Origin of the sequence: Flavobacterium piscis (assembly GCF_001686925.1) — a bacterium.
Classification (GTDB): domain Bacteria; phylum Bacteroidota; class Bacteroidia; order Flavobacteriales; family Flavobacteriaceae; genus Flavobacterium; species Flavobacterium piscis.
Genome location: NZ_LVEN01000005.1, coordinates 130,006 through 149,242, shown reverse-complemented (window position 1 = coordinate 149,242; position 19,237 = coordinate 130,006). Strand labels below are relative to the sequence as shown.

The 19,237-nt window shown below is 34.1% G+C and carries 12 protein-coding genes; 2 read left to right on the top strand and 10 right to left on the bottom strand.

Translation table 11 applies throughout. The features are described from left to right. The first annotated feature begins 20 nt into the window (after window positions 1-20). Complete coding sequence (gene yidD, locus FLP_RS04100; protein ID WP_065448257.1) at window positions 21-260, top strand: membrane protein insertion efficiency factor YidD; 240 nt, start codon at window positions 21-23, stop codon at window positions 258-260. Between the two features lie 62 nt (window positions 261-322). Further along, entirely contained in the window at window positions 323-1,255 is a 933-nt protein-coding gene (lgt, locus tag FLP_RS04095; RefSeq protein ID WP_065448256.1) for a prolipoprotein diacylglyceryl transferase, read from the top strand. Between the two features lie 54 nt (window positions 1,256-1,309). Here lgt and FLP_RS04090 read toward each other — a convergent pair whose 3' ends face one another. From FLP_RS04090 to FLP_RS04045, 10 genes are all read right to left on the bottom strand, one after another. Further along, the gene (locus tag FLP_RS04090; RefSeq protein ID WP_065448255.1) at window positions 1,310-1,924 is read right to left on the bottom strand and encodes an acyloxyacyl hydrolase; all 615 of its coding nucleotides are present in this window, start codon (window positions 1,922-1,924) and stop codon (window positions 1,310-1,312) included. A gap of 83 nt (window positions 1,925-2,007) precedes the next feature. After that, window positions 2,008-4,998 carry a protein translocase subunit SecDF gene (gene secDF, locus FLP_RS04085; RefSeq protein ID WP_065448254.1) on the bottom strand — a complete coding sequence of 997 codons (2,991 nt, stop codon included), beginning with the start codon at window positions 4,996-4,998 and terminating at the stop codon, window positions 2,008-2,010. 227 nt (window positions 4,999-5,225) lie between these two features. Continuing rightward, entirely contained in the window at window positions 5,226-6,161 is a 936-nt protein-coding gene (gene mdh / locus FLP_RS04080; protein WP_065448253.1) for a malate dehydrogenase, read from the bottom strand. A gap of 109 nt (window positions 6,162-6,270) precedes the next feature. Further along, window positions 6,271-8,211, bottom strand: a complete 1,941-nt coding sequence (gene gyrB / locus FLP_RS04075) for a DNA topoisomerase (ATP-hydrolyzing) subunit B (protein WP_055098425.1) — start codon at window positions 8,209-8,211, stop codon at window positions 6,271-6,273. 349 nt (window positions 8,212-8,560) lie between these two features. Beyond that, complete coding sequence (locus tag FLP_RS04070) at window positions 8,561-11,299, bottom strand: M16 family metallopeptidase (RefSeq protein WP_065448252.1); 2,739 nt, start codon at window positions 11,297-11,299, stop codon at window positions 8,561-8,563. Between the two features lie 304 nt (window positions 11,300-11,603). Next, window positions 11,604-13,220 (bottom strand): asparagine synthase B, encoded by a 1,617-nt coding sequence (gene asnB / locus FLP_RS04065; RefSeq protein WP_065448251.1) that lies wholly within the window; start codon window positions 13,218-13,220, stop codon window positions 11,604-11,606. Between the two features lie 322 nt (window positions 13,221-13,542). Then, window positions 13,543-15,219 carry an asparagine synthase B gene (gene asnB / locus FLP_RS04060; protein WP_055098428.1) on the bottom strand — a complete coding sequence of 559 codons (1,677 nt, stop codon included), beginning with the start codon at window positions 15,217-15,219 and terminating at the stop codon, window positions 13,543-13,545. 578 nt (window positions 15,220-15,797) lie between these two features. After that, window positions 15,798-16,247 carry a hypothetical protein gene (locus FLP_RS04055; protein ID WP_065448250.1) on the bottom strand — a complete coding sequence of 150 codons (450 nt, stop codon included), beginning with the start codon at window positions 16,245-16,247 and terminating at the stop codon, window positions 15,798-15,800. Between the two features lie 150 nt (window positions 16,248-16,397). Further along, entirely contained in the window at window positions 16,398-18,152 is a 1,755-nt protein-coding gene (locus tag FLP_RS04050; RefSeq protein WP_065448249.1) for a TonB-dependent receptor, read from the bottom strand. Window positions 18,153-18,362: 210 nt separating this feature from the next. Continuing rightward, the gene (locus tag FLP_RS04045) at window positions 18,363-19,226 is read right to left on the bottom strand and encodes a PhzF family phenazine biosynthesis protein (RefSeq protein ID WP_065448248.1); all 864 of its coding nucleotides are present in this window, start codon (window positions 19,224-19,226) and stop codon (window positions 18,363-18,365) included. Window positions 19,227-19,237: the final 11 nt, after the last annotated feature.

Here is a 19,237-nt window from a genome sequence, read left to right as displayed (position 1 = left end):
AATTTATTTTCTAATAAATCATGAAAGTAATCACTCCGTTTGTTTTATTAGTTCGCTTTTATCAAACTGCCATTTCGCCTTTTACACCGGCGAGCTGCAGGTTTGAACCTACATGCTCGAGTTATATGATTCAGGCTTTGCAAACTCACGGATTATTTTATGGCGGATATCTGGGAATAAAACGAATTTTAAGCTGTAATCCATGGGGAAGAACCGGTTACGATCCTGTTCCCGAAAAGAAATATTCACATAAACATTAACTTTTTATAAGGGCCGCTTTACTTTAAATACATATTTTTACAACAAAAAAACACTTTAATATATGACACTTTCCTCAAATATCATTTGGAATCCTTCAGAAGGAATCGACTTAGGATTTTTTATGATTCGTTACTACAGTTTAATGTTCGTAATCGCTTTTGGTTTAGGCTGGTTCATAATGAAAAAGATTTTTGAACGCGAAAATGAATCTCTTGAAAAATTAGATTCGCTATTCGTATGGACTGTTTTAGCCACTTTAATAGGCGCAAGATTAGGACATGTTTTGTTTTACGACTGGGAGTATTTTAGAAATCATCTACTTGAAATTTTCTTACCTGTTAGATTCGAACCAAAGTTTGAGTTCACCGGTTTTCAAGGTTTAGCAAGCCATGGCGCAGCGATCGCTATTATAATCGCGATGTACTATTACAGCAAAAAAATCCTAAAACGTTCTTTGTTATGGATTTTAGACCGTGTAGTAATTCCGGTTGCGAGTGGTGCTATATTTGTTCGTTTAGGAAACTTCTTTAATTCTGAAATCATCGGAAAAGAAACCGATTCTGCATTTGGGATTCGTTTTTTACATGACCAATTTAGTAAATCTGAAGCTGTAAACGCCACGAATATCGCTGATCCTAAAGCTGCTTACACTGCAATTGCAACAGATCCTAAATTTGCCAGCTTATTGGCTCAGGTTCCGGCAAAACACCCAACGCAATTATATGAAGGTATTGCTTACATATTTGTTTTTGCTACTTTATATTTCTTGTACTGGAAAACAAATGCAAGACTTAAATCAGGATTATTGTTCGGATTATTTTTAGTTCTCTTATTTGTAGTTCGTTTTATAGTAGAATTTGTAAAAGAAAGCCAGGGAGGAATTGAAGAAGAATTAGGCATTTTCTCTACAGGACAGTGGTTAAGCATTCCTTTTATTATAATCGGTCTGTTCTTTATCATTAGAGCACAAAGAAATCCTTTAGCTGCATCTTAAAATAATATTCAAAATAAAAAAAGCCCAATATCTAAAAATATTGGGCATTTTTATTTATAAGCAATATAAAACACCTATTTCGACATTCTTCGTATTATAACCCGCATTTTCGCTATTTAGGCCTGCATTAGATACGTGACGAACACTCGGCCGAATATCAAACCTAAACTGATCTACTTTAGCGAATACTCCAAAAGCTAAAACATCTGCAAAAGCAAACCCATCAGACATTCTTTCGGTTTCAGTATCTGTAATCATTGGTCCGATACTACCTAAAACATAAATAGAAAATGTTTTTCCTATTGGTTTTCTCACCAGAAATCCAAAATTTAAAACGTATTCATGAATATCCTTTAACTTTGTGTATTCCTCTCTCTTACCAATATAATCAGGTGTTTCAGGCTTTACAAAATAAAAATTAATTAATTCATGCGTCGCAAAATTAATTTCCGGCTGAATCAAAATTTCATATCGAAAGTGTTTCGTTTCTTTAATTTGATAATACAATTGGGTTTTATAAAAGTGATTTGTAAAAGTGTAGTTCCTATTCTTGAATTCATTTCCAAAACCGTAATTAAAACCTATCGCAACTCTATCCTTTTTACCTTGTGCAGAAGCACAAAATACAGCGCACAGGAACAACACAATAAACGGTAGTTTTCTACTCATAAATTAGCTTTTACAAGTCTAAATATAGCACAAAAAAAAGATCCAACTTTCGTTGGATCTTTTTAATTTATATAAACCTGCAATTATGCTTGTTTGTGTTTTTCTTCAATTGTGTGTTTCTCATCACTTGAAATCGTGTCTACCAATACTGGTGTAGCGATAAATAATGAAGAGTAAGTTCCTACCACAATACCTACTAACATCGCGAAGATAAATCCTCTGATAGATTCTCCACCAAAGATAAACATCGTTAATAATACAATGATCATCATTAATGACGTATTCAACGTTCTTGATAATGTAGTATTAATAGAAGCGTTTACGATATCTTCGAAGCTACCTTTACGGTTTCCGATGATAAACTCTCTCACCCTGTCAAATACAATTACAGTATCATTCATAGAATAACCAATAACGGTAAGAATCGCAGCGATAAAGTGCTGATCCATTTCCATGTGGAAAGGCATGAATTTATAACATAAAGAGTAGATACCCAATACAAAGATAACGTCATGCGCTACAGCTGCGATCGCTCCTAATGAATATTGCCATTTACGGAAAGAAACCATTAAGTATAAGAAGATTGCTGCCATTGCACCAAGAACTGCCCAGTATGAGTTAGTTTTGATATCTTCAGAGATAGAAGCTCCAACTTTAGAAGCTTGCAATACTCCGATTTTTTTACCATCAAATGAGTTGATGAATTTATCGTAAGAAGTGTTTGGGTAATACTTTTGCAATGCATTGTATAATTTTTGATTCACTTCTTCGTCGATAGCAACACCATCTTCTTTAATTTTATATTTTGTTGTGATTTTTAACTGATCATCATCACCTAAAATTTTAGCTTCAACAGGAGTTCCAAAAGCTGCAGATAACTCATCTGAAACTGTTGTAGCATCAATTGGTTTTTCAAATTTCACCTGGAATGTTCTTCCTCCAACAAAATCAACACCTTCATCTAATCCGTTAACGAAGAAGATAGAAGTTAAACTTACTACAACTACAATAGAAGAGAAGATATAAGTGAATTTTTTGATTTTAATAAAATCAAAGTGGAAGTTTGTAAACCAGTTTTTAGTAATGTTTGTAGAGAAAGTTAAATCACCTTTTCCAGCAATATTTCTGTCGATAAAAATTCTAGCGATAAAGATTGACGTAAACATTGAAGTTACGATACCAATAAGTAAAGTCAAAGCAAAACCTTTAATTGGTCCTGTTCCAAAAATAAACAAGATAGCTCCAGTTAAAACGTGTGTTACGTTCGCATCAATAATAGAACGCATTGCTCCGTGCCATCCGTAAGAAGCAGCAACTGCCTCAGACAATGATTTACCTTCACGTAATTCTTCTTTTGCTCTTTCGTAGATAATAATGTTCGCATCTACCGCTGTACCTAATGTAAGTACGATACCTGCAATACCTGGTAATGTCAATACAAAACCAAAACTTGCCATAATTCCGAATAAGAAAAGTAAGTTCAATAATAATGCTAAGTTAGCATACCAACCTGCTTTACCATAATAGAATACCATCCATAAACAAACTAATAAAAATCCTAATACAGATGAAATTGTACCTGCGTCAATTGCAGCCTGACCTAAAGATGGTCCTACAACAGTTGACTGAACGATATCAGCAGAAGCCGGTAATTTACCTGCATTTAATACGTTAGCTAAATCTTTAGTTTCAGCAACATCAAAAGAACCTGTAATTTCAGATCTACCTCCCGCAATTGGTCCACTGGTAACACCAGGAGCAGAATATACGATGTTATCTAAAACAATAGCGATATATCCTTTTTGAGAGAAAGCTCTACCTGTTAATTCTTCCCAAACTTTAGCACCCTGGCTGTTCATTTGCATAGAAACAGCTGGTTTTCCTAATTGGTCAAAAGTATCTTTTGCATCAGTAACAACACCACCACTCATGGCTGGAACGTTATCTCTGTTTCCTTTTAAAGCATATAATTCAACTACTTCAATATCTTTAGCCGTTTTTACATCTTTTGATTGCGGATCTTTTATAGTAGTTGGTTTACTCCATACAAATTTTGCATTGTGCTGATCAGCTCCTAATAAAACTCTGATATCAGCTCTTTTGAAAAAACTGTTTACAGCAGCAGTATCTTTTGGCGCGAAGTAACCTAAAACTGGCCCACCACCCTGACCTACAATCTTGTCAAATAATGGGTTGTTTCCTTTTTTAGTATCAACTGAATCTTTAGTATCAGTTAATAAAGCATTCAATGAATCTTTAGCAACAGTTTTAGTTTCTGTTTTTTTGATTTCAGTCTTTTTTAAAGCTTCATTAGCAGCAACTAAGAAGTTTCCAATCTCTTCAATTTTATAAGTTTCCCAAAACTCTAATTGAGCTTTTCCACCTAATAATTTTTTAATTCTATCAACATCCTTAGCACCTGGAAGCTCTACTAAGATTCTTCCTGTTTCTCCTAATTTTTGGATGTTTGGTTGTGTAACACCAAATTTGTCGATACGCTCTCTTAATACTTTATAAGCACTTTCAACAGACTCATCAACTTTTCTTTTAATTACTTTTTGAACTTGAGAATCAGACATTTGAAAATCGATTCCACCTTCTCCTTGTAAACTTCTGTTTGCAAAAATATCAGGTGAAGCTAATTTCACTGTTCCGTTTGAATTCGCTTCAAAAGCTTCAAAAAACTTATTTAAATAGGTTTTGTTTCCTTCTAAATTTGCACTTGCATCAGCTAATGATTTATTAAATACAGGATTTTTAGAATTGTTAGCTAGACCTTTCAAAACATCTTTAATAGAAATTTGAAGAATCACGTTGATTCCTCCTTCTAAGTCAAGACCTTTATTAAGTTGTTTGTTTTTTACTTCGTTATAAGTAAAATCCGAAAAACCAAGGTTCAATACTTTTTCTTTACCAATAGAATCCAAATATTTTAATTCTTTATCAGGATTATCTCCTGCAAAGGCTTTAGCCTCACTTTTGACATTATTTGCCACAAAAGTGAAAGAAAGTTGGTAAATACTTACCAATGCAAATAGAATTGCGAAAAATTTAATAAGTCCTTTATTCTGCATTATTACTAAAAATTAATTATGTTTTATTGTTTGTTTTGGTTTTAAATTCCCTAAAAATAAGCCCTGACATGAGTTTTTAAAACTAAAAAATCGAGATCACGAATTACAACATTTTTTTTAAACCGAGCAAATATATAATTCTCGAAATGATTAACCAATTTATTTATTAATTAATCTTAAAAAAAAGACTGCAAAAGTGCAGTCTTCTCCTTTTTTTTCGAAAATCGTTATACTAAAATTGATTTTAAAGCATCATTCATTCCACGAACTGCATCTGCACTTTTAGCAAATAAAGCTTTCTCCTGCTCGTTTAATTTGATGTCTAAAATTTCTTCTACTCCGTTTTTACCTATTATACAAGGCACTCCTATACATATATCGTTTTGACCATATTCGCCTTCAACAAAAACAGAACATGCAATCATTTTTTTCTGATCGTTTAAAATACTATCTACAAGAAAAGCAACAGATGCTCCCGGCGCATACCAGGCTGATGTTCCTAAAAGACCTGTAAGTGTCGCTCCGCCCACCATTGTGTCTGCAGCTACTTTTTGCAACACCTCTTCTGAAAGAAATTCTGTTACCGGAATTCCGTTATAAGAAGCCAAACGTGTTAAAGGAATCATAGTAGTATCACCATGACCTCCAATAACCATTGCCGAGATATCATTGGCAGGTTTATCAAGAGCCAAAGAAAGATATGTTCTGAAACGAGAACTATCTAACGCTCCACCCATACCAATAATTCTGTTTTTTGGTAATCCTGTAGCTTTTAAAGCTAAATAAGTCATAGTATCCATTGGATTAGAAACTACGACAATTATAGTATCCGGAGAAAATTTCAATACATTTTCAGCAACTGTTTTTACAATTCCTGCGTTTATACCAATCAATTCTTCACGAGTCATTCCTGGTTTTCTTGGAATTCCTGATGTAATCACTACTACATCACTTCCGGCAGTTTTAGAATAATCATTGGTTACACCAGATACTTTGGTATTAAAACCTGTATTTGTTGCACATTGCATAATATCCAATGCTTTCCCTTCGGCAAAACCTTCTTTAATATCCAACAACACTACTTCGCTTGCAATTCCTCTATAAGAAATAACATCTGCACATGTAGCTCCAACATTTCCTGCTCCTACAATGGTAACTTTCATATTTTATACTTTATCGGTTATTAATTAATTTGTTTATTTGATAAATCGACAATTCGTTTAATCGTCTAAGTAAATTTAAACAATTAAACGAATTGATGATTAAAATTTATTATGCATCGATATTTGCGTAAACTGCATTTTTCTCGATAAATTCTCTACGTGGCGGTACTTCATCTCCCATTAACATAGAGAAAACCCTATCCGCTTCGGCTAAACTATCAATAGTTACCTGACGTAAAGTTCTAAAACTCGGATCCATTGTAGTTTCCCATAATTGCTCCGCGTTCATCTCACCAAGACCTTTATAACGTTGAATAGCAGCACTTCCTCCCATTCTTTCGTTGGCCTGATCGCGTTGAACATCGTTCCAGGCATATTCTTTTTTGTTTCCTTTTTTAACTAAGTATAAAGGTGGAGCTGCAATGTAAACATGACCTTCTTCGATCAGTTCTTTCATGAAACGGAAGAAGAACGTTAATATTAAGGTAGAAATGTGACTACCATCGACATCGGCATCACACATGATGATTACCTTATGATATCTTAGTTTTTCAAGATTTAAGGCTTTACTGTCTTCTGCAGTACCAACGGTAACTCCAAGAGCGGTAAAAATGTTACGAATCTCTTCGTTTTCGAATACTTTATGATGCATCGCTTTCTCAACATTCAAAATCTTACCACGTAATGGTAAAATCGCCTGAAAGTTACGGTCACGACCTTGTTTGGCTGTTCCACCAGCCGAATCTCCCTCGACAAGGTAAACCTCACATCTTGCAGGATCCTGCTCAGAACAATCTGAAAGTTTTCCTGGTAATCCACCACCACCCATTACGGTTTTACGCTGTACCATTTCACGCGCTTTTTTTGCAGCGTGACGGGCTTGTGCAGCCAAAATTACTTTTTGAATAATGATACGCGCATCATTTGGATTTTCTTCCAAATAATTTTCCAGCATTTCTCCAACTGCCTGAGAAACCGGAGAAACCACTTCTCTGTTTCCAAGTTTAGTTTTGGTTTGTCCTTCGAATTGTGGTTCTGCAACTTTTACCGAAATAATAGCTGTTAATCCTTCACGGAAGTCATCTCCTGCAATTTCGAATTTCAGTTTATCCAGCATTCCGGATGCGTCTGCGTATTTTTTAAGTGTTCTTGTCAAACCACTTCTAAAACCTTGTAAATGCGTTCCTCCTTCGTGAGTATTAATATTATTAACATATGAGAAAATATTCTCAGTATAACTTGTATTGTAAATCAAGGCAACTTCAACAGGTATTTCACCTTTTTCGTGATCCATGCTGATTACGTGAGAAATAATTGGCTCACGGTTACCATCTAAGTAACGAATGTATTCTTTAAGACCTTCATCTGAGTGAAAAACTTCTACTTTAAATTCGCCTTTTTCATCTACTTCTCTTTTGTCTGTAAACGTGATTGTAATTCCTTTGTTCAGGAAAGAAAGCTCACGCATACGAGCTGATAAAGTATCGTAAGAAAACTCAATTGTTTGAGTAAAAATAGTATCATCAGGATAGAAAGTCTGACGTGTACCTCTTTTATCTGTTTCTCCAATTTGTTTAACAGGATAAATTGCTTTACCTCTTTCGTATTCTTGTTCGTATATTTTACCGTCTCTAAAAACAGTAGATTTCATATGAACTGAAAGCGCATTTACAACCGAAACCCCAACACCGTGTAAACCTCCGGAAACTTTATAAGAATCCTTATCGAATTTACCTCCGGCACCAATCTTGGTCATTACTACTTCAAGTGCCGAAACACCTTCTTTTTTATGTAAATCAACTGGAATACCACGACCGTTATCTTCAACTGTTACTGAACCATCTTCGTTAATTGCAACACCAATAGTATCACAATGTCCTCCCATCGCCTCATCAATAGAGTTATCAACAACCTCATAAACCAAATGATGTAGCCCTCGAACCCCCACATCTCCAATATACATCGATGGACGCATTCTTACGTGCTCCATTCCTTCTAATGCCTGAATACTATCTGCTGAATAATTGTTCTTCTTGATTTCTTCGCTCATATAATTTATTCTAAAAAATGTAATTATTGTCTAACACGCAAATATATAAAAACGCAAATTATATATCCGTTAAAATACCATATAAAGCACTTAAGTTATTAACACAATTAGCTGAAAAACCAAAAAATAAATTCCAAATTCCAAAATTTAGTCTCTTTATTAAATTAAAGTGAAAATAAATTCCAATTTTGAAATTCCAAATTCTAAAACTTTAAATTAAAATTTAAAAAAATAAATAAATTTCAAATTCCAAAAACTAAAAAAGACACAAAACAAAAATCCGAAACAACATTTTTAATGTCATTTCGGATTTGGAATTTGGAATTTCAAAAAATTTGAATTTTACTCTTTATGATTTCTTATTAAAATCCCCAGCATAAATCGAAGTCATTTTTTCTAAGCTTAAATACTTTCTTAAAACAGCATTCACGTCTTCTACTTTCAACGCTTTAACTTTAGTTTCAAGATCATCATAATCTTCTAAAGGAATTCCGTATTGAAGGTAGCTATTCGTTAAACTAATCAACATCATATCATTTCCTAATCTTGTTTTTCTTTCGTTAAGCCAGCTCACTAAATTTGATTTCACTTCTTCAGCCGTAAATCCATCTTTTAATGCTTTTGCAATTTCTTCTTTTGCAGCAGCTTCAACTGCGCCTTTTTTTGTTGGATTCAAAAATGCATAATATTGCCAGAAAGCAACATCGTTTGTAACCTGCACATTAATAAACGAACCTGCACCATAACTAATTCCTTCTTTTTCTCTTAATCTCATTGGAATTCTGGCGCTTAAAAAACCACCACTTCCAAGAATTTCATTCGCCATTACAAATGCAGGATAATCCGGGCTTTTCAAATTCATTTTAAAAGCAATTTTACCTATTGCAACTGCATTTTCTTTGTCTGGAGTGATATAATCTTTATCTATCTTTTTAGTCTCTGAATACGTTGGCAATGCAAGAACATATTTAGACTTAGAATTCCATTTTCCAAAAGTATTTTCAAGAATTTGTCCCGTTTCTTTGGCATCTAAATCTCCAACAACAGTTCCCAATCCGTTATTTCCTCCAAAGATATTGGTATAAAAATCAACGATTTCAGATTGTTTTATTTTTTTGTAAGCATCAATTTGCTCCTGAACTGTCGAGGTATAAAAAATACTTCCTTTTGGATAATTCGATGTTAATCTTGAAACTTCGATAAAAGCAATCGACTGAGGATCATTAAGGTTTGATTCCAGATAAGTATTGTACTCATTGATTGTTTTCGTTAACTCATTTTCAGGAAAAGTAGCATTCACTAACAAATCGCCCAAAATGTCCATTACTCCCTTAAAGCTTTCTTTGTAAGTACTTATATTAATCGACAAAGTCTGACCTGAATAATCAAAGTACAGACTTGATTTTAATTGATCTAACTGATCACTAATTTGTTCTTTGGTTCTGGTTTTTGTCCCTGTTTTCATTAATTGAGCAAGAATAGATCCTACATCTCCTCTACCCTCTAAATCTTTTTCGTTACTCACCGGAAATTTAAAACTAGCCTGAACTTTTCCGCCTTTTATTTCTTTTTTAATTAAGCCATATTTTACTCCATTACTAAGTTTTCCTTCTACAAAGTTTTGTTTCAAATTTTTGATTGAAGCTTCAAATGCAGCAGCTTCTTTTTCTAAAGCCTTACCTTTATAATCTTTTGTTACAGCTACTATTTGCTCATCTGTATATTCGACCGGCTTTAATCTTTGCTCATCTTTTGAAGGAATAAATACGCCAACTGTTCTATTGTTGCTTCTAAAATATTTCTCAGCAACTCTTTGTATATCTTCTTTGGTTAAATTTTCAACAACATCTCGGTATAAAAACCCTAATCTGTAATCTCCTGCTCCAACAATTTCAGTAAGATTTATGGCAAACGAAATAGTATTGTTTTTTATACCGTCAAGTTGTTTTATAATTTTTGCTTTTGCTCTGGCTACATCCTCATCAGTATATTTAGTCGTTGCAATTTTATCCAACTCTGTTCTTACTAATTCTTTAGTCGCTTTGATATCTTTATCATTAGGAACCGCCACGCCAAAATATAAATAACTTGCATCTCTGGTGGTTGGCTGCCAATAATAAACACTAGACACTTTTTGCGTCTCTATTAATGATTTATACAAATATCCGGATGGGTCCGAAGTTAAAATTTCGCCTAATGCATCAATTGCAGCATAATCCTTGTCTACATAAGCTGCCGTATGATACACAGCACCAATATTCTTACTATCTCCCGCTCTGTTAAGCTCTACAAATTTTTCACCATCTTGTGCCGGTTCAACTGTATACGTCTTATCCAAAACTCTTTTTGGTTTTGGAATAGCTCCAAAATATTGCCCAACATATTGTAACGCTTTTTGCTCATCAAACTTACCGGCAATTATTAAAGTAGAATTGTCAGGCTGATAATACTTTTCGTAAAAGGCCCTAAGCGTAGTTGCTTTTACCCTTTCTATATCTTCTTTACTTCCTATCGTACTATTTCCGTAATTGTGCCACAAATAAGCCGTCGAAAGTATTCTTTCCTGTAAAACACGATCTGGATTGTTCTCTCCTATTTCAAATTCATTTCTTACAACCGAAAACTCTTTAGATAAATCTGCCTGCAGAATAGTCGCGTTGATCATTCGATCCGCTTCCATTTCGATACTCCATTTTAAGTTTTCATCACTTGACGGAAAAACTTCGTAGTAATTCGTTCTGTCTAACCAAGTCGTTCCGTTAGCATTTCCCCCTTTATCCGAAAGCATTTTTTTAATGTCTCCTAAATTTTTGGTACTCTTAAAAAGCATGTGTTCCAGTAAATGCGCCATACCTTTTTCGCCATAACCTTCATTTCTGGAACCCACATTGTAAACAATATTTACGACCATATTGCTCTGCGAGGCATCCGGAATTAAAAGAACTTTCAATCCGTTATTTAACGAATATTCTTTTACACCTTCGACATTTTTAATGTATTTTGGAGCTTCTGTCTTTTTCTGCGCATAAACAGGAGACAATGAAGCAAGCGAACAGCATAAAACGCTGCTTAATAGTAAGTTTCTCATAGATTACAGTTAAAGTATTAGTTAATTTTTGGTAATCAAATATAGCTTTTTTCCTAAGTAAGGAATTAACATTAACTTACTTTTAGTAATTTACGGCAAACCGTAAAGCTAAAATTTACTCCAAAAAAAAAAATCCGAAATAAACATTTTAGATGCTCTTTCGGATTCTTTATTTCTTTCCAAAACTGGAATTTAGAATTTATTTTTTTTGAAATTTTATACTTAGAACTATTGCTTCGTATTTCTCTTATTCAATTCCAAATTGGAATTTGGAATTTGGAATTTATTTATTGGAATTTAAATACTAAACCGCTACTCCGGCTTTCGAAATTTCAACATCTGCTTTTACGTGAGCGGCATTTGCTCTTCCGCTTGGATCCTGATTTTCCTGCCATTTCGGAATCCATTTTCGAACGGTTTGCGCGGCGCTAACCTGTGGATAAAATTTGTGAAAAATAGATCTGTAAAGATAAGCTTCTTTTGTCGTTGGTGAATTATACGGAAATTCGGCAGCTGCTCCGGCCAATTGCTCGTCCGTAACTTGTGTTGCACAATATTCTATTAATTCATCTATCCAATTGTAACCTACTCCATCAGAAAACTGTTCTTTTTGTCTCCATAAAACTTCAGCTGGTAAATATGGATTTTCAGTTGTATCGAATGCTTTTCTTAAAATGTATTTCTCGATGCCATCGTATGTTTTTGGCTGCTTTTCTTCGGTTTTAATTCGAATAGCAACATCTAAAAAATCTTTGTCTAAAAACGGAATTCTGGCTTCTAGTCCGTGCGCCATTGTTGTTTTATCGGCACGCAATAAATCGGCAGTAAATAACTTCTGTACCCTTTCGATAGTTTCATCCTGAAATTCTTCTGCTGATGGTGCATTTCTAAAATACAAATGACCTCCAAAAACCTCATCGGCACCTTCACCGGAAAGGATTACTTTTATTCCCTGATCGGCTATGGCTTTCGATAATAAATACATCGGAACTCCGGATCGTACTGATATGATATCGTAAGTCTCAATATGATAAATTACTTTTTCTAAAATAGAAACACCTTCCTCTACCGTAAAATGTATTTCGTGATGTTCTGTACCTAAAAATTCAGCTGCTTTTCTTGCTACGATATTATCAGGCGAATCCCCATCTAAACCAATAGAAAACGAATGTAGTTTTTGCCCGTTATCTTTTAATATTCGGGATGCAATTGCTGATGTTAAGGATGAATCTAACCCTCCTGAAAGCAATACACCAACAGGAACTTCGCTCATTAAACGTTTACGTGTCGCCTGAATTAATGATTCACGAACCAAATCAAGGTCTAAAGATTTATTCGCATTTGCATGATCTTCGTAATCCGGATTATAATATTTTACAAAGCCAGTTTTACCGGTATAATAATGTCCGGGAGGAAAAGCCGAAAATGACTTACACTGATCTGCAATTGATTTCATTTCTGAAGAAAAATAAATTCTTCCTCTTTCGTCCAGTCCGTAATATAAAGGTTTCACACCAACAGCATCTCTTGCCGCAATGTAATTATCGCCATCGATAATCACAAAAGCAAAATCGCCATCAAGCATATTACAAAACTTGTATCCAAACTCTTCGTACAAATGCACGATTACTTCTGAATCTGATTTTGTTCTAAAGGTATGCTCTTTTAAAACCGTATCTTTTAATTCCTGGTAGTTGTAAATTTCTCCATCATGCACCATCCAGGCTTTATTTGTTCCCTGAATGGGCTGTTTACCTGATTTAAGATCAATAATCGATAGGCTTTCATGACAAATAATACTGCCATTTTCCATAATATGCAAATCACTTTCATCAGGACCACGATGCGACATTCTTGAAGAAAGCTCTTTTACAAGTTGCGGGTCTTTTCCTTTACCAATAACAGCCAATAATCCAGACATACTATTCTATTTTTTTATTTCTTTTAATTTTTACTCACAACTAAAAGGGTAAGCCTAATACTAAACTTTCTTATAATCTCCTAATATTCAGCTAAAACCAAATATTCTTTTCAGCTTGGATGTAGTTTTATAGCTACAATACAAGCCTCTTAATATTATTTCGGCGAATGCCAAATATAAAAAAGAAACTTAAATAATTATTGAAAAATAATTTTAAGTCACTGAAATAATAGAATTTAACATTATAAGACAAGAAAAACGCTCTCAGGATTGAGAACGTCTTCGGAAATATAATATATACTAATTCTAAAAATTCTTGTTTTTATGCTTTCGCGTAAGCGTCATCATGCACACTTGCTACAGCTCTTCCAGATGGATCGTTCATGTTTTTGAATGCTTCATCCCACTCCAAAGCAATTTTTGTACTACAAGCCACACTTGCTTCCTGAGGTACACATAAAGCTGCAGCATCACTTGGGAAATGTTCTGCAAAGATCGAACGGTAGTAATATTCTTCTTTTGAAGTTGGGGTTTGCAATGGGAATTTATATTTCGCATTTGCCAATTGCTCATCCGAAACTTCTTTGGCTACCACTTCTTTCAAAGTATCAATCCAGCTGTATCCTACTCCATCAGAAAATTGTTCTTTTTGTCTCCATGCTACACTTTCCGGCAACATGTCTTCAAAAGCTTTACGAACTACCCATTTTTCCATTGGGTGTTCTTTGTTGATCATTTTATCTTGTGGGTTGATGCGCATCGCAACATCCATAAATTCTTTGTCTAAGAATGGTACACGTCCTTCGATTCCCCAGGCTGCCAAACTTTTGTTCGCACGTAAACAATCGTACATATGAAGTTTACCTAATTTACGAACGTTTTCTTCGTGAAATTCTCTTGCGTTTGGCGCTTTATGGAAATATAAATATCCTCCGAATAATTCATCCGCACCTTCTCCTGAAAGAACCATTTTAATTCCCATTGATTTAATAACTCTCGCCATTAACCACATTGGAGTTGAAGCTCTTACCGTAGTTACATCATAAGTTTCAAGGTTGTAAATTACATCACGAACTGCATCTAAACCTTCCTGAATCGTAAATTTGATTTCGTGGTGAATTGTTCCGATATGTTTTGCTACAATTTGAGCGGCTGCTAAATCCGGAGAACCATCTAATCCTACCGAGAAAGAGTGCAATTGTGGGTACCAGGCATCTGTTGTATCATCAGATTCAATACGTTTCTGTGCAAATTTTTTGGCTACAGCCGAAGTAATAGACGAATCCAAACCTCCTGAAAGTAAAACTCCGTAAGGAACATCACTCATTAATTGTCTGTGAACAGCTGCTTCAAGTGCTTCCTTAATTGCAGGAATACTTGTTTCGTTATCTTTTACTGCATCATAATCTGTCCAGTCTCTTTTGTACCATTGTACAAATTCGCCGTCTTTACTAGTCATATAATGTCCCGGAGGGAATAATTGAATTTTTGTACAATATCCTTCTAAAGCTTTCAATTCAGAAGCTACATAAAAAGTTCCGTGTTGATCCCAACCAATATATAATGGAATAATTCCCATATGGTCACGAGCGATAAAATACTCATCTTTCTCAACATCATAAATCGCAAACCCGAAGATTCCGTTCATTTCATCTACAAAGTGAGGTCCTTTTTCTTTGTATAATGCTAAGATAACTTCGCAATCACTTTCTGTTTGAAAGTTGTATTTTCCTTCGAATTGTTTACGCAATTCTCTGTGGTTGTAAATCTCACCATTTGCAGCCAAAACCAATTTTTTATCTTCTGTAAATAAAGGTTGTTTTCCTGAAGCTGGATCTACAATCGCCAAACGCTCATGAGAAAGAATTGCTTTATCATTGCTGTAAATTCCGCTCCAGTCCGGTCCGCGGTGACGAATGATTTTAGACATTTCTAATACTTGAGGTCTTAAGGTTTCGGCTTTTTGTTTTAGATCAAAGGCACATACGATTCCACACATAATTCTATATTTTTATTTGTAAATTTTATTTTGATAGGGCAAAGATGCATTAATGGTTACAATTGAAAAACATAAATATTGATTTCAGTTATAATTTTAAACCATAAAATTGTTTTTACATATAAAATGTAAAATTTTAGCACTAAAAAAAGCCTCAAACTTATAAATTTCAATTTTAAGCTTAATCAGAACTAAAAAAGCAATATTTTCAAGAGATCGTTGAATTAAATTTTATGATATTTCAAAAACAATAAAAGATTCACAAAGAGAAGAATAGAAGTTGGTTTGAAATTGTGATTTTCATCGAAATTAAACAAATGCGCATCTTGTTTTGTCTTCTTGACGAAGGAAAGATCACACTAGAAACTCCGCGGCAGTAAATCGATAATGATTGTCGGGTACCGTGTGTGATGAATGGATTAAAATCCATCCCTACAATATAAATCGAGCCTAAGGGTCTTTATGCAAAGTTCCGGAGGAACGGCTTATTTTGTAGCAACGGATTTTAATCCGTTGAAGAGTGCGAATAATATCCTTTTTAATCTGCTTAAATCTGTGAAATCTGCGTGAAATAACTTTTACAAAACACTCTCAATAGTATAATGCGTCTTATTAATTTCGAAAGTAAACCCCACTTTATTCCCCATCAAATGAGAACCTAGCGGAGATTGCGGAGAAAGCGCAATAACATTGATACCATCAATAGCGATTTTAGGAAGCGCTACGCTTACATACAAATAGATTCCGTTTGCTTTTACCAAACTGCCTGAAATAATATTTTCCGTTGTTTTCGACGCATCAATTTTATCCAAAATCGCTTTTTGAGCAATGGCTCCTTTGAGTTTATTGGTTAGTTTTTCCTGTTCGATATGCATCATCGACAAAGCCGTTTCGTGTTTGTCACCGGCGGAACCTTTCGCATCATTTTTAGAATCTTCGGTCAAAGCCGAAATCATGTCTCTAAAAACATCTATTCGGTCCTGAACCATTTGCAGGTAATGAGAATGTATTTTTTGTTTGAATTCCATAGATTGTTTGCCACAAAGGCGCTAAAGCGCAAAGATCGTAAAAAAAAAATTAAGCCACGAATTCACGAATTTAGTTAAAATTAATTCGTGAATTCGTGGCTTAAACCTTTACAAAAAATCTTAGCGTCTTAGCGCCTTCGTGGCAATAATTTAAAAGTCGAATTTATAATTTGCTCCAACTAGCACCTGAAATCCTTGCACAGGGTAATTCAGCCATTTTTCATAAGCCTGGTTTCCAATATTATTCAATTTTAAGAAACACGTTAAACGTTCGTTGTATTTGTATCCTAAATGCGCATTGGCATCAAAATAACTTTTTAGTGTTGTAATCACCGGATCAGTTCCTAAATCCAGGTTCGATTGCATGTCTTTACGTTCTCCCACATAAAAAACATTCAAACCAGCATACCATTGTTTAGTAATATTCACATCAAGATTAGAGCTCAATTTCATCGATGGTAAATTCCAGGCTTCTATCCCGTCATATTTGTAACTATTAAAAGTTCCGTTGATTCCGAAAGAGACATTTCTTGAAAAATCAGCTTTTAATTCTCCATAAAAACGGAAGGTTCTTACGTCGTCATAAACCACTCCAAAAGAGTTTCCGAAAGCATAATTCTGATTCGAGAAATCTTCTGTATAATCGTTGCCTTTGTATAATGCTTTGTCTTTTTCATTTAGATAAGAACCCGTTACATTATAATTGATGTTGTTGGCCAATTTACCTTTTAAACCTGCAAAAACTGTATATTGATTGTTTGTTGGACGCATATTTAATGTTGGCGATAAAAACGGATTATCATTTACAAAATCAGCATAAGAGTTTTGTTCTAAACCACCATTTACTCCTGTATAAAAAATCATCAAATCACCAACAAGTTTGTACGAAGCGTTTACCTTTGGATAAATATAAAATTTGTTGCCGCTGTTTTCAGAATCTAAACCATAGAACAATCCAGCTCCTAATTCAAGTGTCCAGTCGTTTTCAAGAATTACAAAACTTGGCTCAATTCCAAAATTTGTTAAACTGTATTTTAAAGGGCTTGTATTATCGCGTAAATAATTATGTTCGAAAGATCCACTCACGTGATCCACAATAATATTGGTATTAATTGACTGATCCATCACTTCAACCTTGAAAGAAGGTTTTACATAAAAGCGATTTTCTGAAGATGAAAAACTATCTGAAAAGTGTGTGAATTTAGTTGAGATTTTACTAAAAATCCCTTCATTAAATTCGATATTTCCTCCCAACGAAATAGTATTGTAAGAGTGATTTGGATTAATTCCTCTAATTAAATCATCACGAGTTTGTCCTGCTAAAGTTGCACCAAATTCAGCCGGTAAACCATACCAGTTATACACCTGATTTTGATATCCTAAATCAATATTCCAGGCCATATCACGATTGTTTACGCCGTAAGCTATGTTTAGTGCCGTATCATAAAACTCATCATTAAGATCAACATCTTTTATTCCGCCTTGCGAAGAATGATGACGGAACATTCCTGCCACATAATCATTGTTTCCTAAATCCTGATTCACAAATAATTCAGCATTTAAAGTTCCGTAATTTCCTAGTCCTAAAGTCGCATAATTATTGAACAATTTTTCTCTTTTTGATTTCTCAACACCTTCTGCTTTTCCTTTTGATGGCGTAAATGTAGATGCTACAGGAACCGACAAAATACTATATTTAATAGTTTCTTTAGGCTGGTTTCCGCTATCATCAAGCGAAGGAGTTTCCTTTACTTTAAAGGCATCCGAAATTGTTGGCGAATAAGGCTTTACCACGTTTACAGTTTCCGTTCCTATAGTCTCCTCTTTTTTAACCTGAGCAAACGAAATCTGGACAACAAATAACACTAGTAAAATGATGATTTTATTATGGCAATTAATTTTCATATTTCTTCTTTTTAAGAGTATAGAGAAAAGAATATAAGAAAATAGACTATGCTAAATCCTCTTTATTCTGCTCAAACTCTTTGTTCTTTATTCTAAAATCTATATTCTATTCTCTTTATTCTATTCTCTTTATTCTATTCTCTTTATTCTATTCTCTTTATTCTATTCTCTTTGTTCTATTCTCTTTGTTCTTTCTTCTATTCTCTAATTCTAAGCTTCCCAATCTCCTTTTGCGACAAACTGAGCCTTTCCTCCTATTTGGATATCAAAATCATTTTCTTTTACACTTCCGTGAAAGTAAATCTGCGACGGACGATTGATGTAATCTCCCTGATAATTAATTAATTCAAATTCAGGTTTGTGGTATTTTAATAGAAAAGCCTGTAAACAAGTACTCGCGCTTCCAGTTGCTGCATCTTCTACTAACTGATTGTGCTCGATACACAACATTCGGCTAAACAATTTTGAACCTTCTAAATAATAAAAATATAAAGCTCTATGACTTGTTTTGCAATTCTTTTTGAGCCAGTCATCCGTTTTATCTTTATCTAAAACTAAATTCTCCAACGCCCTTTTGCTGCTTAATCCAACCATTACAAAAGCACTTCCGGTTGTTACTTCCTGAATAGGAAATTGATTCTCAAAATCATGATTTTTCAGATTACTAAATACTGTAATATCTTCTTTCGAAAAAATATCCCAAAATTTCGGCTGAGCTGCTTTTAACCAAATCAAACCTTCAGACTGATGAATTGAAATGGGTCCAATTGGAACGTTTAATTTTATCTGCTCCGGAGCATTATCAAATATTTTATTCATCAAAACCCATGAAGTTCCAATTATTGGATGTCCCGCAAATTGCATTTCCTGAGATGGTGTAAATATTTTTATCTCGGCTTTATTATTTTCTTTGTCAAGTTTGGTTACAAAAGTGCTTTCGGCAAAATTAATTTCACGCGCAATTTGCTGCATTTCTGCCGAACTTAAATTTCCTGCATCCATAAAAACCGCCAATTGATTACCGGCATATTTTTTATCAGCAAAAACATCAACTATATAAAAAGGTAAACTCATTATTTTTTATT

Excerpts from the sequence above, each read along its gene's own strand:
- yidD (WP_065448257.1), top strand. The coding sequence starts at position 21 with ATGAAAGTAATCACTCCGTTTGTTTTATTAGTTCGCTTTTATCAAACT.
- lgt (WP_065448256.1), top strand. The coding sequence starts at position 323 with ATGACACTTTCCTCAAATATCATTTGGAATCCTTCAGAAGGAATCGAC.
- FLP_RS04090 (WP_065448255.1), bottom strand. The coding sequence starts at position 1,924 with ATGAGTAGAAAACTACCGTTTATTGTGTTGTTCCTGTGCGCTGTATTT.
- secDF (WP_065448254.1), bottom strand. The coding sequence starts at position 4,998 with ATGCAGAATAAAGGACTTATTAAATTTTTCGCAATTCTATTTGCATTG.
- mdh (WP_065448253.1), bottom strand. The coding sequence starts at position 6,161 with ATGAAAGTTACCATTGTAGGAGCAGGAAATGTTGGAGCTACATGTGCA.
- gyrB (WP_055098425.1), bottom strand. The coding sequence starts at position 8,211 with ATGAGCGAAGAAATCAAGAAGAACAATTATTCAGCAGATAGTATTCAG.
- FLP_RS04070 (WP_065448252.1), bottom strand. The coding sequence starts at position 11,299 with ATGAGAAACTTACTATTAAGCAGCGTTTTATGCTGTTCGCTTGCTTCA.
- asnB (WP_065448251.1), bottom strand. The coding sequence starts at position 13,220 with ATGTCTGGATTATTGGCTGTTATTGGTAAAGGAAAAGACCCGCAACTT.
- asnB (WP_055098428.1), bottom strand. The coding sequence starts at position 15,219 with ATGTGTGGAATCGTATGTGCCTTTGATCTAAAACAAAAAGCCGAAACC.
- FLP_RS04055 (WP_065448250.1), bottom strand. The coding sequence starts at position 16,247 with ATGGAATTCAAACAAAAAATACATTCTCATTACCTGCAAATGGTTCAG.
- FLP_RS04050 (WP_065448249.1), bottom strand. The coding sequence starts at position 18,152 with ATGAAAATTAATTGCCATAATAAAATCATCATTTTACTAGTGTTATTT.
- FLP_RS04045 (WP_065448248.1), bottom strand. The coding sequence starts at position 19,226 with ATGAGTTTACCTTTTTATATAGTTGATGTTTTTGCTGATAAAAAATAT.